The sequence below is a fragment of the Microbacterium rhizosphaerae genome (genome assembly GCF_034120055.1).
GTDB lineage: Bacteria > Actinomycetota > Actinomycetes > Actinomycetales > Microbacteriaceae > Microbacterium > Microbacterium rhizosphaerae.
In genome coordinates this window covers 1,357,499-1,371,827 of record NZ_CP139368.1, presented here as the reverse complement: position 1 = coordinate 1,371,827, position 14,329 = coordinate 1,357,499, and the positions used below count along the sequence as shown (strand labels likewise).

The following is a 14,329-nucleotide window of genomic DNA, read 5'->3' as shown; positions in this document are numbered from 1 at the left end:
ACATGCCCGTGAAGACGGCCATGGAGGCGGTGCCGAGTGCGGCCAATCCGAAGCCGATCAACGCAGTCGGATGACGGTGGTGCAGGAATCTGTGGGCGGCCGCCGCGCCGGTACCGCCTACAAGGCCGAATGCGACCAGCGCGATGGCGATCCCCGGAGCGGCCGACCCGATCAACATCCGCCGCCTTCCGCACGTGCAACGACACGCCGGGATCCGGCGAGGAGTGCGCCGGTCCCCGCGGGTGCGGCCTGGGCGGCAAAGGCCATGCTCTGCGCTCCTTCGGGAAACGGCGCTCGCGTCAGCCTAGCCGTGGTGTGCAGCGCGGCAGCCGATGCGGCCCCCCTCGCAATGCCGGGATCCGGGAAGCCGGCAGTTTCGGAGCGCATCATGGCGAGGGGGTCTTCGACAGGACCTGGTCGACCGCCCTGCCGACCCAAGGGGTCAGCATTCGCACGAATTCCAGGTTGAGATGGTCTGCGTCGTAGTAAACGGGGATGCCGCCGACCACGGCGTAGCACTCGGCCTGATCGCAGACGGTGGACGTGGCGTCAAACAGCCGCACGTCGGGCCGGTGCAGGACTGTGGCCGCCCGCACGATCGGATCCGCCGGCTGCGCCTGGTCGCGCGGTCGGGCGCAGGTGGTGGGATCTCCCTGGTTCAGGAGCACGCAGTCGGGGCTGCGGACGGCGCCATTCAGGGGCGGATCCGCGATCGCGAGCACCTTGATCCCCTTGTCCGCCCAGCGCGTCCAGAAGGCATCGAGTCCGCGGACGAACTGCTCGCCCTGCGTCCGCCCCGAGCCGTCGTCGACCAGCTGCTCGCGCGCGGCCATGGAGGTGACCACGAGGTCGGGGCGCTCCTTCTGGATCTCGTCCGCGAGGTCGTGCGACCACTGCCGGCACAGGCCGTAGTCGGCCGGACCCCACGGGACTCGGAAGCCTGTGAAGGCGACATCGGCCACCGGGCATCCGCCGAAGTAGCTGAAACTGACCTGCCATCCCCGCTCGCGTGCGAGCTGGAAGACGGCGGCCTGCCATTGCTGGGCGTGAGAGTCTCCGACGAGCCACACGCGCGCAGTCGGTGCGCCGTGTGCGAAGTCGCACCGGCTGACGGTCGTCCTGTCGCCGTACTTCAGCACTGTGGAGTCGATCCTGCATTCCGGCGGCGTGTAGAAGTACTCGTTCTTCGCCGTCATCACGGCTGTCCCCGGCGATCCGAACCGATCGGGGCAGTGGGACGCGTTCGCCATGGCGGAGGGGCCGACGCAGCTGCCCGATGGGATGGGCGCGGTCGGCGTGTCGGCCGCCGTCCGGACCTTGTAACCCCAGAACAGCCCTGCCGCGAGGATCGCGACGACCCCCATGCCCACCAGCATGCTGATCATCGTGCGCCGCACGGAGTGCTTCCAGGCGTCGAGCCGCTGGCCCGGATCCTCGACGAGCCTCTTCGTGAGCCACGCGAGAACCAGTGCAAGCGCCAGGATGCCGATTTTCGCGGGCGTACGCACCTCCGTTCCCAGCACGAACGGCGCCGCCACGATGAGCGGCCAATGCCAGAGGTAAAGCGAGTACGACACCGCGCCGAGCCACTGAACCGGCCTCGATGCGCTGATGCTCGTGTGCCACAGGCGGGCACCGTCCGTTCCGGCGCCGATGATGAGTGCGGTACCGACGACGGGAAGCAGTGCGACCGCTCCGGGGAACGCCGTGGACGGACCGAACAGCGCGACCGCGGCGGCGACCATCAGGATGCCGAGTGCACTGAGCATCTGCGCCCACCAGCCGTGGAGGCGGATCCGGTGCGCCAGAAGGGCGATGAGCCCACCGACGGCGAACTCCCACGCCCGTGTGAAGGTGACGAAGTAGGCCTGTGAGGGCGCGATGGCTGTGCAGACGATGCTGGCAGCCAGCGAGAGCACTGCGATGGCTCCGAGCGTGAACACGACGGGCCGTCGCGGGCCGCCACGGCGTCCGGCTCTGACAGCGAGCACGGCGGCGCCGATCATGAGCAGCGGCCAGATCAGGTAGAACTGCTCTTCGACAGACAGCGACCAGTAATGCTGTGCAACTGTCGCCGAGTCATTCAGGGCCGAGTAATTCACCGAGAATGCCGCCAGGACCCAGTTCTCGGCGTACCCGGCACTGGCCGCGATCTCGATCGCGTTGCGGCCCCAGCGGGGGTACGGCAGGAAGGTCCAGACGAGGACAGCGCCGACGATCAGAACGAGCAGAGCCGCCGGCAGGAGCCTTCGCACGCGACGCGCGTAGAAGGCACCGAGCCTGACGCGCCCGGTCCGGGCGAGTTCGCCGAACAGATGCCCCGTGATGAGGAAGCCCGAGATGACGAAGAAGACGTCGACCCCGACATAGCCGCCGGTGAACACCGTCGGCCACAGATGATCCAGGACGACTGCTGTGATCGCTACGGCGCGCAGTGCCTGGATGTCCGTCCGGAAGCCGGCTCGCGACGCTGCCGCGGGCTGCACTGCGGCGATCGTCGTCGCGGAGTCAGAGGGCATCATCAGGTCTCACAGGTGGATGGGCGCACGGATGCGCGGCACGAGATCGGAGGGAGTCGTGGCGGCACCGGTTCCCCGAGCCGGCGCCCGCCGCGCGTAGACCATACCAAGCGTCCCTGGACGACCGGCCGTAGCGCGTACGCTTTTCGTCGATGGACTCTGCAGCCCCCGCGCCCGTGGTCGATCTCTGCATGCCCTTCTGGGGCGACCCCGATGATCTCAAGGCCGCCGTCCGGTCGATCCTCGATCAGACGGACCCGCATTGGCGTCTGACGGTGATCGACGACTGCTACCCGGTCGATGTGAAGCCGTTCTTCGACGGGATCGACGATCCACGCATCGTCTATCGGCGCAACGAGAGCAACGTCGGCATCACCGAGAACTTCCGCCGTGCAGTGGCGGCGGCGACCGGGCCCCTCGTGGTCGTCATGGGAAGCGATGATCTGCTGCTGCCCAACTACGTGCACCTCATGCGAAAGACGGCGCAGGCGAACTCGGACGTCGACATCTTCCAGCTCGGGGTGACCGTCATCGGTTCAGACGGCGAGCCGGGAGGATCACTCGCCGACACCGTGAAGCTCCGCCTGCTCACCCCTCGCCACGCCACGACGCTCCGCGGGGAGGACCTCGCGCGAAGCCTGCTCGTCGGCGACTGGCTGTACTGGCCCTCGCTCATGTTTCGCACCGATACGGTGCGCCGCTTCGAATTCCACGACGACCTGCCGATCATCCTCGATCTCGCCCTGCTGCTCGACCTCGCTCTCGACGGCCGGGCGCTGCGCTACGAGCCCACGCAGGCCTTCGCCTACCGCCGGCACAGCGAGAGCCTTTCGCAGCAGTCGCTCCTCGACGGTACGCGTTTCGCCGACGAGAGACGGTACTACCGGTCGATCGCGCAGATCACGCAATCGCTGGGCTGGAAGCGCGCTGCGCGTGCTGCGAAATGGCGGATCATGTCGCGCCTGCACGGCATCGCCCTGCTTCCGGCCATACTTCTGCACGGATCCTCCGCTGCGCGCGTATCCGCCCTCAAGCTGGCGTTCGCACCCTAGAACGGCGGCGCCTGCTCGCTTCGCGCCAGGCACGCAGAAGCATCCAGCGCGCCCGCAGCACGGGACCGATCGATCTCGGGCGCGGGGTGGAGGCATTCTCATTGTGCAGCCGGCGTTTGACCGTGACCGCGTCGACATGGGTCATCGCGCGCGCGTTGTTGGCGACCGTGGCAATCCACAGGTCGTGGGACTCCGTGAGGAACGGCGGGAACGGCAGCACGAGGTCCAGGACGTCCCTGCGTACCGCCATTGCGCAGCCGAAGTACGGGATCACTCCCGCGAGGATCCGCCACTCGTTGCGAAGAGCGTGCCGTGACTCGGCCGAATGCAGCCGCCACACTCGGCGCGTCACCGGCGAGCGCAAGCTCTCCCCCGTGCCGAGAAGGACCAGATTGGATGCTGCGACCCCCGACTTCGCCGCAGCGACCAATAGTGCGAGCCGACGCCCCTCGACCCAGAGGTCATCCTGGTCGGCGAGCATGAGGACATCCCCCGTCGCGCGCGTCATCGCCTTCTCGAACGTGCGGACGTACCCCTCGTTGCGCGTCTCGCGATGAAGCCGCACCCGAGGGTCGCCGAGGGCCTCTACGACTGTCGCGGTGTCGTCCGTGCTGGCGTCGTCGACGACGACCACCTCGTCGCCGGGTTCGAGCTCAGACAGGATGCTGCGCAGTTGCTCCTCGATGTAGCGCGCGCCGTTGTAGGCCGCCATGCAGACGCTGACGCGCGGCCGCGCTTCCTCGGTTGCATCGTCATGCGGCATCGCCGACAGTCTAGGTGCTCCGACCTTGGAAGTTCGGATGGGCGGTATCGGTCACGACCGCGGTCGGTGGGCGGCCCGGGACCGGGATGGGGCCCGTGCATGACCGATCGCTGGCCGTGCCGCTGCAGTGGTGGACCCGGGTCACCGGCACTCGGTGCGCAGACCAGCCGATGGCGGACGCTCCCCAACGGGCACCACGGACGGCGGCAGCCCAGGGTCCGCTGGTAGGTTGTTGACGCCATGCCCGACACTTCCGCCGCTGATGCGACCTCCCCTTCGCAGGACAGAATGCTCGCGGTCATGACGGTCTTCCGGCCGGGCGCGGAGGCGGCGCGGAACGCCTTCTCGATCGCCCAGCAGGTCGATGAACTCGTCGTGGTCGACGACGGCAGCGGCCCGGAGTCCTCAGCGACCCTCGCCGACATCGTGGCGAGCGGCGCAAACGTGATCCGCCTGACCGAGAATTCCGGCATCGCCGCAGCCACGAACGCCGGGATCGCGCAGGTCGAGCCCCGCGGCGGCGACCTCGTCGTCTTCTTCGACCAGGACTCCGCGGTGCCGCCGGGATTCGTCTCCGCACTGCGGGGCGCCATCGCGACCGCGGGTCGCCGCGGCGTCCCCGTCGGCGGGGCCGCTCCGGAGCACTTCGCGGGCGTCAGGCAGGGACGCACGGACCGCAATGGCCTTCTCCGGGTGGACATGCCGATCCAGTCGGGTCTCATGGTCACGGCAGACACGCTCGCCCGCGTCGGCGGCATGCGCGATGAGCTCTTCATCGACCTCGTGGACGACGACTTCGCGCTACGCGTGGCGGATGCGGGGCGGGTCATCGTCGGCGCGGCGGACATCCGTCTGCCCCACCAGCTGGGTCAGCAGGTCGCGGTCCCGTTCTTCGGGCGCCCTCTCGGGATGCGGGGCCGTCCCCTGGCCTTCACGGTCAGCGCGCCATTCCGCTACTACTACCGCGCTCGCAACCGGGTCCTGGTCTCCCGCGCCCACCGACGCCGTCATCGGATGCGACTTGCCGTGGACACCCTGGTGGAAGCGCGGCATTACGCGATCGTCCTCGCCGCCGTAAAGCAGCGAGGCGCACTCCTCGCTCTGCTCCGGGCCGGCCGCAGGGATGGGCGCAGAGGGGTCGGTGGTCGGATTCCGGCCGCACTCCAGCATGCAGCGGGCGGCATCGACTGGAGGTTCCCGCTATGACGGCCAGGAGCGGCGCGATCGCACTCGCCGCCTACCAGCCGGACGAACAGCTGTTCGCCCGCCAACTGCGCTCCCTTCAGGCTCAGACGGTCGAGGACTGGTCCTGCGTCATCAGCGCGGACGGCGGCCGCGAAGAGGTCGAGGCCGCCGTGCGGCGGGCCGTCGGCCGCGATGACCGCTTCACCGTCTGCGGCTACGACGACAGGGTCGGGTTCTATCGCAACTTCGAACGGGCCCTCCGCGAGGTCGAGCCCTCGGTCGCGTGGGTCGCACTCAGCGACCAGGACGACTTCTGGTACCCGCGAAAGCTTGAGCGTCTCATTCCGTTCCTGGAGGACCACACCATCGTCTCGGGGCAGGCACGCGTGGCGGAAGACGGGTCAGGGCGCACCATCGCCGAATCGACCGACCGGGTCGCCGCAGAACTCCTCGACCTCACGACCTTGAACAGGTTCTCCGGGGCCATGAGCGTCTTCCGGCGCGAGGTCCTCGATCTCGCCCTCCCCTTCCCCGTGATGGCGACCCCGGTCGAGGTTCACGATCACTGGATCGCGGTGTGCGCGGCGGTGCTGGGTCCAACCGCCATCGTCGACGACGTGCTGCAGGATTACGTCCAGCACGCCGGGAACGTGCTCGGGGAGGCCGGGGCGCCGGGGCGCTTCCGCGCCTCGTCAGCCTGGCGGACCCTCGCCGCGAGCTCGCAGCGGTACCAGGGCTCGCGGTCCCTTCGCGCGCTCGTGCGCACGGTGTATGACATGGGCTACGGGTGGCGCGCCCTCATTTCGACGACACTCGAGGCGCGACGTCAGCCGGGGGATGCCGCGGTCGCGCAGTTGTCGCGGATCTACGGGTCACACGCGAAGTGGGGCGCCGCGTTCGCGCACTTCGCGGCAGCCTCGGGCGGCGCCTCGAACACCGTGATGCTGGATGCCGGCCGGCTCATGAACGGCATGCAGCGCCGGCGGTCGCTCACGGCCCGCGCTGAGCCTGGCCCACGCTGATCGGGAGGGCGCCGTGTACAGAAGACTCCTCGCCTTCGTCGCCTCCGTGGGGCTCGTGACGATCGTGGGCCTGCTCACTATCCCCATGCTGATCTCCTCGATCGGCGAGACCATGTGGGGTTCGCTGGTCGTGCTGCAGACCCTCGCCGGCATCTTCGGAGTTCTCGTCGCTTTCGGTTGGGGTGTCACGGGCCCGTCGACCATCGCCGCAGCCGAACGATCCGCGCGTCCGGGACTCCTGCGAGAGGCCACAGCGACGCGCGTGTGTCTCTATGCCGTCTGCGGCCTCGCTATGTCGGTTGTCGCAACCGCCCTGCTCCACGGCGATGTCGCGCTCGCGTCCACGGGCAGCTTCACGTACCTCCTCGCGTATGTCGCATCTCCCTGGTACTTCGTGGGCGAAGCGCGACCCGATCGTCTCTTCCTTCTCAATACCCTGCCGACCGTCGTGGGCACCCTCGCCGGTCTGGTTCTCGCCGCGCTCACGCACAGCGCGCTCTGGTTCCTGTGCGCACAGGCAGCGGGCTACCTTGGCGCGATCGTCGCGGAACTCACGGTCGTCGTCTTGACTCACCGCTCGAACCGAACCGAGCCGCTCAGCATCCGGCGCATGGGCCGCACCCTCGCCGGCCAGCGTCACGCCGTCACGTCGTCGCTCGTGACGACGCTCTATGTGTCCAGTCCCCTGCTGATGGTCCAAGCGCTCGCCGCGCCCCTCGCCCCGACATATGCGGTGGCCGATCGGCTGTTCAAGTTCGCCTCCGTCGCCCTGTCCCCGTTCCAACAGTTCTTCCAGGGATGGGTGCCGGAGGCGGGGCCTGCCGAGATCCCCGCGCGGGCCCGCAAAGCCGCGCTCGCGGGTCTCGGCGCCGGACTCCTCGGCGGCACGCTCCTTGCCGCCCTGAGCCCGCTCGCATCCGACATCCTGAGCGGCGGCGTCATCCACGTCCCGCCCGCGGTTAGCATCCCGCTCGGCGTCGCGTTCGCGGCGATCGCGTGCTCGGCGCTGATCGGCTACGCATGCCTGACCCTGCTCGGCGGCATCCGATACGTCGCGCGTGGCTCGATCATCGCCGCGGTCGTCGGGGTTCCCCTGATGGTGATCGGCGCAGCGCTGCACAGCCTGCCGCTCGTCGCCGCGGCCGTCGCCGTCTCAGAACTCGTTGTGGGGATCTACCAGGCACTCGTGCTGAGACGCATGCTCGCTCAGCTGCCGCCGTCGGAGCCCGCGTCGTCCGGCTGATCGGATCGTGCGGAGAGGTCGCGCTCCTCCAGGGCGTCGAGCCGCGCCTTCAGGGACTGGATCTCGGTGCGGGCGATGGCCGACTCCTCCGCCAGACGGCGGATCTCGTCCTCCGCCTGGGACAGCTCCCACGACAGGTGCAGTCCGACACCGAGCAGCAGCAGGATCGCCATCGAGAAGATCAGGTTCGACGGTAGCTGAACGCCGAGGGCGGCCGTGAGCCACAGCAGCAGCTTCGGGAACAGGCCGAGGATCAGGACCCCGAGACCGATGATCAGCCACAGGGCCGCGTATTTCTCGCGCAGCTTGCGCGTGAGCAGCATCCAGAAGACCAGAACGATGATGACCGCCGCCAGGATGATTCCACCGACGACGATCATGCCGCCACTCCTTCCGACCTGTGTCCGCCTCGCACAGGTCGGCGCATGACGGCGAGCCCCAGCGCGAAGAGGGCTCGCAGCAGGTAGACCATCGACCCGATCGTCCCCTGGCTCGGGCGTCCGTGAACACGCGAGCGCATCGCGACAGGCACCTGGGTGACGGTGAGGCCTGCATGACAGGCCGCCACCAGCGAGTCGAGGGTGTCACCGAAGTACTCGGCGGGGTAGTACCTCACGTACTGCTCGATCGCGCGCGGTCCGGCCGCACGGAATCCGCTCGTCACGTCGGTCAGCCGCACGCGGGCGACCCTCGTCAGGACGGACGCGAGGAACCGCATCGCCCAGCGGCGCGGGCCGCGCACGTCGTAGTCGCCGACGCCGTCGAAGCGGGCCCCGATCGAGATGTCGGCGGTCTCGAGCCCCGCCAGCACCTTCTCAATGTCCTCCGGGTTGTGCTGCCCGTCGGCATCCACCTGGATGGCGCGCCGGTAGCCGTTCCGGTGGGCGTACGCGAAGCCCGTGCGCATGGCACCGCCGACGCCCAGGTTGAACGGCAAGGAGAGCACAGAGGCGCCCGCGTCACGCGCAACCGCGGCGGTGGAGTCCCATGAGCCGTCGTCGACAACGACGACGTCGTACTCAGGATGGGCCTCAAGGATCTCTGCGACGGTATTCCCGACGTTCCGCTCCTCGTTCCACGCTGGAACGATGATGAGCGTCGTCTCGGGAGGCAGTGGCATGGTCCGACAAGCCTACAAGAGGCCTCTGAACGCATATGGCAGGATTGACGGGTGAAAGGCATCATCCTGGCGGGCGGCTCAGGCACCCGGCTGCACCCGATCACGCTCGGCGTGTCCAAGCAGCTCATCCCGGTCTACGACAAGCCGATGGTCTACTACCCGTTGTCGACGCTGATGCTCGCGGGCATCCGTGACATCCTCGTCATCACGACGCCGCACGATGCCGCCCATTTCGAACGGCTCCTCGGCGACGGCTCCCAGTTCGGCGTATCGCTGACCTTCGCGCAGCAGGCATCCCCGGATGGTCTCGCCCAGGCATTCACCATCGGCGCGGACTTCATCGGAGACGACAAGGTCGCCCTCGTTCTCGGTGACAACCTGCTGTACGGTCCGGGACTCGGCACGCAGCTCAAACGGTTCGCTGACGTCGACGGTGGAGCGATCTTCGCCTATTGGGTGGCCGAGCCTTCCGCATACGGCGTCGTCGAGTTCGACGCGGCCGGTCGTGCAGTCTCCCTGGAGGAGAAGCCACTGGATCCGCGCTCGAACTATGCGGTGCCGGGCCTGTACTTCTACGACAACGACGTCGTCGATATCGCGCGCAATCTCGGGCCGAGCGCCCGCGGCGAGTACGAGATCACGGATGTCAATCGGGCATACCTGGACCGCGGGAAGCTCCAGGTCGATGTCCTGCCGCGAGGCACGGCATGGCTCGACACGGGAACATTCGACCAGATGACGGATGCGGCGGACTACGTCCGCACGATGGAGCGCCGCACCGGCATGAAGATCGGCGTCCCCGAGGAGGTCGCCTGGCGTCAGGGATTCCTTACGGATGCCGAACTCGAGGAACGTGCGCAGGCGCTCGTCAAATCCGGCTACGGCACCTACTTGCTCGATCTCCTGAAAAGAGGACTGTGATGTCGCGCCTCCTCGTGACCGGCGGAGCCGGGTTCATCGGCTCGAACTTCGTGCACCACGTCGTCGCCCACACGGACCACCACGTCACGGTGCTCGACAAGCTCACCTACGCCGGGAACCTCGCATCCCTCGCCGGACTTCCCGATGACCGGGTGATCTTCGTCCAGGGCGACATCGCCGACGCGGCTCTCGTCGACGACCTGCTCCCCGGCGTGGACGCGGTTGTGCACTACGCGGCCGAGTCGCACAACGACAACTCGCTGAACGACCCGCGGCCGTTCCTCGACACGAACATCATCGGTACCTACACGCTGCTCGAGGCGGCTCGACGGCACGGAACGCGCATCCATCACATCTCGACCGACGAGGTGTACGGCGACCTCGAGTTGGACGACCCGGCGCGTTTCACCGAGTCGACGCCGTACAATCCGTCATCCCCGTACTCCTCGACGAAGGCCGGCAGCGACCTCCTCGTCCGTGCCTGGGTGCGCTCGTTCGGCGTGCAGGCGACGATCTCGAACTGCTCCAACAACTACGGGCCGTACCAGCACATCGAGAAGTTCATCCCGCGGCAGATCACGAATGTCATCCGCGGCATCCGTCCGAAGCTCTACGGCGCGGGCGAGAACGTGCGCGACTGGATCCACGCCGACGACCACTCCTCCGCCGTCCTGACGATCCTCGAGAAGGGTGAGATCGGCCAGACCTACCTCATCGGCGCCGATGGCGAGAAGAACAACAAGGAGGTCGTCGAGCTCATCCTGACTCTCATGGGGCAGGATGCCGACGCCTACGACCACGTCACGGACCGCGCCGGCCACGACATGCGCTACGCGATCGACTCGACGAAGCTCCGCACCGAGCTCGGGTGGCGACCGGCGTATCAGGACTTCGAGGCAGGGCTCGCCGCCACGATCGAGTGGTACCGCGAGAACGAGGACTGGTGGGCGCCGGCGAAGGACGCCACGGAAGCCTTCTACGCCGCGAAGGGCCAGTAGACGATCCCGGCGACGTCGCGAGATCTGGAGGACGACATGGCAGAAGCGCGCCGCGCTCTCATCACAGGCATCACCGGACAGGATGGCGGTCATCTGGCGCTGCAGCTCCACGAAAAGGGCTACGAGGTCTACGGCCTCATCCGCGGCCAGAACAACCCGCGGCGCGCCGCACTCGAAGCCGAGATGCCCAATCTCACCCTGATCGAAGGCGACCTGACGGACCCCACATCGTTGATCCGCGCGGTGGAGGTCTCGAACCCCCACGAGCTCTACAACCTGGCGGCGATCAGTCACGTCGGGTATTCCTTCAAGAACCCGACGCTCACTGCGGATGTGACGGCCACGGGCGTGCTCAACGTCCTCGAGGCCGTCCGAGTGACCGGCCGGGATCAGTCGACTCGCATCTACCAGGCGTCGACCTCGGAGATGTTCGGCGGCCTCGACTACAACAGGCCCGGGGCAGGCTACAACGAGGACTCCCTCTTCCATCCCCGCAGCCCTTATGGGGTCGCCAAGCTATATGGACACTGGATCGCGCGCAACTACCGCGAGGCGTACGGCATGTTCGTTTCCTGCGGGATCCTCTTCAACCACGAGGGCGAGCGGCGCGGCCTCGAGTTCGTCACGCGCAAGATCACCCACGGCGTCGCACGCATCAAGCTCGGCCTGCAGGCGAATATCGAACTCGGCGACCTCTGGCCGAAACGCGACTGGGGTTACGCAGGCGACTTCGTCGAAGGCATGTGGAAGATTCTCCAGCATGACGAGCCCGACGACTTCGTTCTCGCGACCGGCGAGACGCACTCGATCGAGGAGTTCCTGACCTTGGCATTCGCGGAGGTCGGCATCGACGACTGGCGGCCCTATGTGATCCAGAATCCGACGCACATGCGCCCCACGGAGGTCGACATCCTGCTCGGTGACCCGAGCAAGGCCGAGCGGGTCCTCGGTTGGAAGCGCCGGGTGGACTTCCCCGAGCTGGTGCGGCTGATGGTCGAGCACGACCTGAAGCTGGCGAGGATGCAGCGCGCGCTCGCATGACCGGGCGTCTGGTCATCACCGGCGTCGACGGGTTCGTCGGGCGCCACCTCGCGCATGCGGCCGCGGATGCCGGCCTCGATGTCTTCGGCATCGCCCGCGCGCCGATCAGCGATGCGGCGCTCCTTCCGTGGCTGGGCGGGCACGCAGCGGTGGACCTGCGATCGGAGTGGCCTCGAGAAGCTCCGCTCGACGAGCCGATCGTCCATCTCGCGGGTCTCGCGGCTGTAGGCCCGTCGTTCGATCATCCGCAGAGATACATCTCGTCGAACAGCGCGATGGTCACGAAGATGTGCGAGGCGCTGCTGCGAGCCGGGACCGCACCTCGTGTGGTGGTCGTCAGCTCGGGCGCCGTGTACGCGCCGAACGACGAAGATCCGTTGCGCGCGGAGACTGACCCGGTGGCCTTCACATCGCCGTATGTCGTGAGCAAGGTGCTGGTGGAGAATCAGGTCGCCTATTACCGTCGACGGGGTCTGGACATCGTCGTCGCGCGACCGTTCAACCACATAGGACCCGGACAGAGTTCCGGGTTTCTCGTGCCGGACCTGCTCGTGCGGCTCAAGAGTCTGGGCGACAGCGATGTGCTCCGAGTGGGGAACCTCGCAACGCGGCGCGACTACACCGACGTGCGCGATGTCGTGCGTGCGTATCTGTCACTCGCATCGGCGCTCACCCTCGACCACGACGTCTACAACGTCGCCTCGGGCGTCTCGCGATCGGGTGAGGAGATCCTCGAGATGCTCTGCGCGTGCCTTGCCATCGCCACCCCACGTCTGATCACCGAGGACGAGAAGATTCGGGCCACCGATCCAGCCATCATCGTCGGACGCGCCGAACGCATCGCAGCCGATGTCGGATGGCACCCGACCATCCCCTTCGCCCAGACGATCGCCGACGCGGTGTCGGCGAGCGTCTGAAGCATCACGCGCACACGCCCGGCCCCCCGACCACCACCTGTCTCGGCTTCACCTGAGAAGATTGACGAGTGAACGGATTCATGCTCCCCGTCAGGTCCCATAGCAGTTTCCACAGCGCGAAGGGCCAGTGATGACGGAGTTCGGCAAGCAGCTCGGACCCGTCGAGACCGGCATTCCCGGTCTCGTGCTCTGGGAGCTTCCCGTCCACGGCGACAGCCGCGGGTGGTTCAAGGAGAACTGGCAGCGCGAGAAGATGACCGTGCTCGGGCTCGATGACTTCGGCCCCGTGCAGAACAACATCTCGTTCAACGACGCCGTCGGCACGACCCGTGGCATCCACGCCGAGCCGTGGGACAAGTGGGTCTCGGTGGCGACCGGGCGCATCTTCGGCGCGTGGGTCGACCTGCGCGAGGGCCCGACGTTCGGGGCGGTCTTCACGGCCGAGATCGACCCGTCGCGGGCGATCTTCGTCCCGCGCGGCGTGGGCAACGCCTACCAGACGCTCGAGCCCGACACCGCATACACGTACCTGGTGAACGACCACTGGTCGCCCGAGGCTGCCTACACATTCCTGAACCTCGCCGACGAAACAGCCGCCATCGCGTGGCCGATACCGCTCTCGGATGTCGAGATCTCTGCGAAAGACCTCGCGCATCCGAGGATCGCGGACGTGACGCCCATTGCGCCGCGCAAGACGCTCGTGGTCGGATCGAACGGCCAGCTCGGTCGTGCTCTTCGCGCGGAACTCGGGGATGCTGCGTACATCGAGTACGCCGCACGCGCCGACCTCGACCTCTCCTCGAACCTCTCGCGTGCGCGCCGCTGGCGCGAGTACGACACGATCATCAACGCCGGCGCGTACACCGCGGTCGATCTCGCTGAGACGCCTGAGGGACGGGTGGATGCCTGGACCGCCAACGTCACCGGAGTCGCGGCGCTCGCGCGCGTCGCGGCACAGAACGGCGTGACGCTCGTGCACATCTCGAGCGACTACGTCTTCGACGGCACGCTGGACCGCCCGTATCGCGAGGATGACTCCGTGTGCCCGCTCGGCGTCTACGGACAGACGAAGGCGGCCGGCGACGCGGCGGTCGCAACCGCTCCGAAGCACTACATCGTCCGGACCTCATGGGTCATCGGCGAAGGGAAGAACTTCGTTCGCACGATGGCCTCGCTCGCCGAGCGCGGCATCGACCCGAGGGTGGTCGACGATCAGATCGGCCGCCTCACCTTCACGGACGACCTCGCGCGAGGGATCGTCCATCTCGTACGGTCCGGCGCTCCGTACGGCATCTACAACCTCACGGGTGGCGGCGAGCCGACCTCGTGGGCCGACATCGCCCGCACCGTGTTCGAGCTGACCGGACACGATCCCGCGCGGGTCACCGGCGTGTCGACCGAAGAGTACTACGCGTCGGCTGCGGGACCGGTCGCCCCGCGTCCGCGCAACAGCGTGCTCGACCTCGCGAAGATCGCGAGCGCAGGGTTCGATTCTCCCCATGCCGAAGCATCTCTGCGCGCTTATCTCGCTGAATAGCGCTCTCGGCT

At 67.6% G+C, this 14,329-nt stretch carries 13 protein-coding genes; 9 read left to right on the top strand and 4 right to left on the bottom strand.

Features of this window, described 5'->3' with window-relative positions:
- Positions 1-386 precede the first annotated feature (386 nt).
- Positions 387-2,519, bottom strand: coding sequence for an acyltransferase family protein (locus SM116_RS05905; RefSeq protein ID WP_320943530.1), 2,133 nt, complete (start codon positions 2,517-2,519; stop codon positions 387-389).
- A 152-nt stretch (positions 2,520-2,671) separates the two neighbouring features.
- On the opposite strand from SM116_RS05905, the gene SM116_RS05900 reads away from it, so the two are divergent.
- Positions 2,672-3,571, top strand: coding sequence for a glycosyltransferase family 2 protein (locus SM116_RS05900; protein ID WP_320943529.1), 900 nt, complete (start codon positions 2,672-2,674; stop codon positions 3,569-3,571).
- Here the strand turns inward: SM116_RS05900 and SM116_RS05895 are convergent.
- Positions 3,549-4,334, bottom strand: a complete 786-nt coding sequence (locus SM116_RS05895; RefSeq protein ID WP_320943528.1) for a glycosyltransferase — start codon at positions 4,332-4,334, stop codon at positions 3,549-3,551. The genes SM116_RS05900 and SM116_RS05895 overlap by 23 nt on opposite strands.
- A gap of 240 nt (positions 4,335-4,574) precedes the next feature.
- Here SM116_RS05895 and SM116_RS05890 point away from each other — a divergent pair, with 240 nt between their 5' ends.
- From SM116_RS05890 to SM116_RS05880, 3 genes are read left to right on the top strand one after another with little or no spacing between them, the layout of a single operon-like run.
- Positions 4,575-5,540, top strand: coding sequence for a glycosyltransferase (locus SM116_RS05890; RefSeq protein ID WP_320943527.1), 966 nt, complete (start codon positions 4,575-4,577; stop codon positions 5,538-5,540).
- A complete protein-coding gene (locus tag SM116_RS05885; RefSeq protein WP_320943526.1) occupies positions 5,537-6,541 on the top strand; it encodes a glycosyltransferase in 1,005 nt (334 codons plus the stop codon). The genes SM116_RS05890 and SM116_RS05885 overlap by 4 nt, the downstream gene beginning before the upstream one ends.
- Positions 6,542-6,554: 13 nt before the next feature.
- Positions 6,555-7,784, top strand: a complete 1,230-nt coding sequence (locus tag SM116_RS05880) for a polysaccharide biosynthesis protein (RefSeq protein ID WP_320943525.1) — start codon at positions 6,555-6,557, stop codon at positions 7,782-7,784.
- Here SM116_RS05880 and SM116_RS05875 read toward each other — a convergent pair.
- Together SM116_RS05875 and SM116_RS05870 are read right to left on the bottom strand one after the other, a co-directional pair.
- Entirely contained in the window at positions 7,748-8,164 is a 417-nt protein-coding gene (locus SM116_RS05875; protein ID WP_320943524.1) for a DUF2304 domain-containing protein, read from the bottom strand. The genes SM116_RS05880 and SM116_RS05875 overlap by 37 nt on opposite strands.
- Positions 8,161-8,904 (bottom strand): glycosyltransferase family 2 protein, encoded by a 744-nt coding sequence (locus SM116_RS05870; protein ID WP_320943523.1) that lies wholly within the window; start codon positions 8,902-8,904, stop codon positions 8,161-8,163. Before SM116_RS05870 ends, SM116_RS05875 begins: the two co-directional genes overlap by 4 nt.
- A 51-nt stretch (positions 8,905-8,955) precedes the next feature.
- Here SM116_RS05870 and rfbA point away from each other — a divergent pair, with 51 nt between their 5' ends.
- From rfbA to SM116_RS05845, 5 genes are all read left to right on the top strand, one after another.
- On the top strand, positions 8,956-9,825 hold the full coding sequence (gene rfbA / locus SM116_RS05865) for a glucose-1-phosphate thymidylyltransferase RfbA (protein WP_320943522.1): 870 nt from the start codon (positions 8,956-8,958) through the stop codon (positions 9,823-9,825).
- Complete coding sequence (gene rfbB, locus SM116_RS05860; protein WP_320943521.1) at positions 9,825-10,823, top strand: dTDP-glucose 4,6-dehydratase; 999 nt, start codon at positions 9,825-9,827, stop codon at positions 10,821-10,823. The genes rfbA and rfbB overlap by 1 nt, the downstream gene beginning before the upstream one ends.
- A 36-nt stretch (positions 10,824-10,859) precedes the next feature.
- Entirely contained in the window at positions 10,860-11,864 is a 1,005-nt protein-coding gene (locus SM116_RS05855; protein WP_320943520.1) for a GDP-mannose 4,6-dehydratase, read from the top strand.
- A complete protein-coding gene (locus tag SM116_RS05850; protein WP_320943519.1) occupies positions 11,861-12,781 on the top strand; it encodes an NAD-dependent epimerase/dehydratase family protein in 921 nt (306 codons plus the stop codon). Before SM116_RS05855 ends, SM116_RS05850 begins: the two co-directional genes overlap by 4 nt.
- 130 nt (positions 12,782-12,911) lie before the next feature.
- Entirely contained in the window at positions 12,912-14,318 is a 1,407-nt protein-coding gene (locus SM116_RS05845) for a bifunctional dTDP-4-dehydrorhamnose 3,5-epimerase family protein/NAD(P)-dependent oxidoreductase (RefSeq protein ID WP_320943518.1), read from the top strand.
- The last annotated feature ends 11 nt before the right edge of the window (positions 14,319-14,329 follow it).

What these genes read in the sequence shown, in the direction of transcription:
- SM116_RS05905 (WP_320943530.1), bottom strand. Translation starts at nt 2,519, where the DNA reads ATGCCCTCTGACTCCGCGACGACGATCGCCGCAGTGCAGCCCGCGGCA.
- SM116_RS05900 (WP_320943529.1), top strand. Translation starts at nt 2,672, where the DNA reads ATGGACTCTGCAGCCCCCGCGCCCGTGGTCGATCTCTGCATGCCCTTC.
- SM116_RS05895 (WP_320943528.1), bottom strand. Translation starts at nt 4,334, where the DNA reads ATGCCGCATGACGATGCAACCGAGGAAGCGCGGCCGCGCGTCAGCGTC.
- SM116_RS05890 (WP_320943527.1), top strand. Translation starts at nt 4,575, where the DNA reads ATGCCCGACACTTCCGCCGCTGATGCGACCTCCCCTTCGCAGGACAGA.
- SM116_RS05885 (WP_320943526.1), top strand. Translation starts at nt 5,537, where the DNA reads ATGACGGCCAGGAGCGGCGCGATCGCACTCGCCGCCTACCAGCCGGAC.
- SM116_RS05875 (WP_320943524.1), bottom strand. Translation starts at nt 8,164, where the DNA reads ATGATCGTCGTCGGTGGAATCATCCTGGCGGCGGTCATCATCGTTCTG.
- SM116_RS05870 (WP_320943523.1), bottom strand. Translation starts at nt 8,904, where the DNA reads ATGCCACTGCCTCCCGAGACGACGCTCATCATCGTTCCAGCGTGGAAC.
- rfbB (WP_320943521.1), top strand. Translation starts at nt 9,825, where the DNA reads ATGTCGCGCCTCCTCGTGACCGGCGGAGCCGGGTTCATCGGCTCGAAC.
- SM116_RS05855 (WP_320943520.1), top strand. Translation starts at nt 10,860, where the DNA reads ATGGCAGAAGCGCGCCGCGCTCTCATCACAGGCATCACCGGACAGGAT.
- SM116_RS05850 (WP_320943519.1), top strand. Translation starts at nt 11,861, where the DNA reads ATGACCGGGCGTCTGGTCATCACCGGCGTCGACGGGTTCGTCGGGCGC.
- SM116_RS05845 (WP_320943518.1), top strand. Translation starts at nt 12,912, where the DNA reads ATGACGGAGTTCGGCAAGCAGCTCGGACCCGTCGAGACCGGCATTCCC.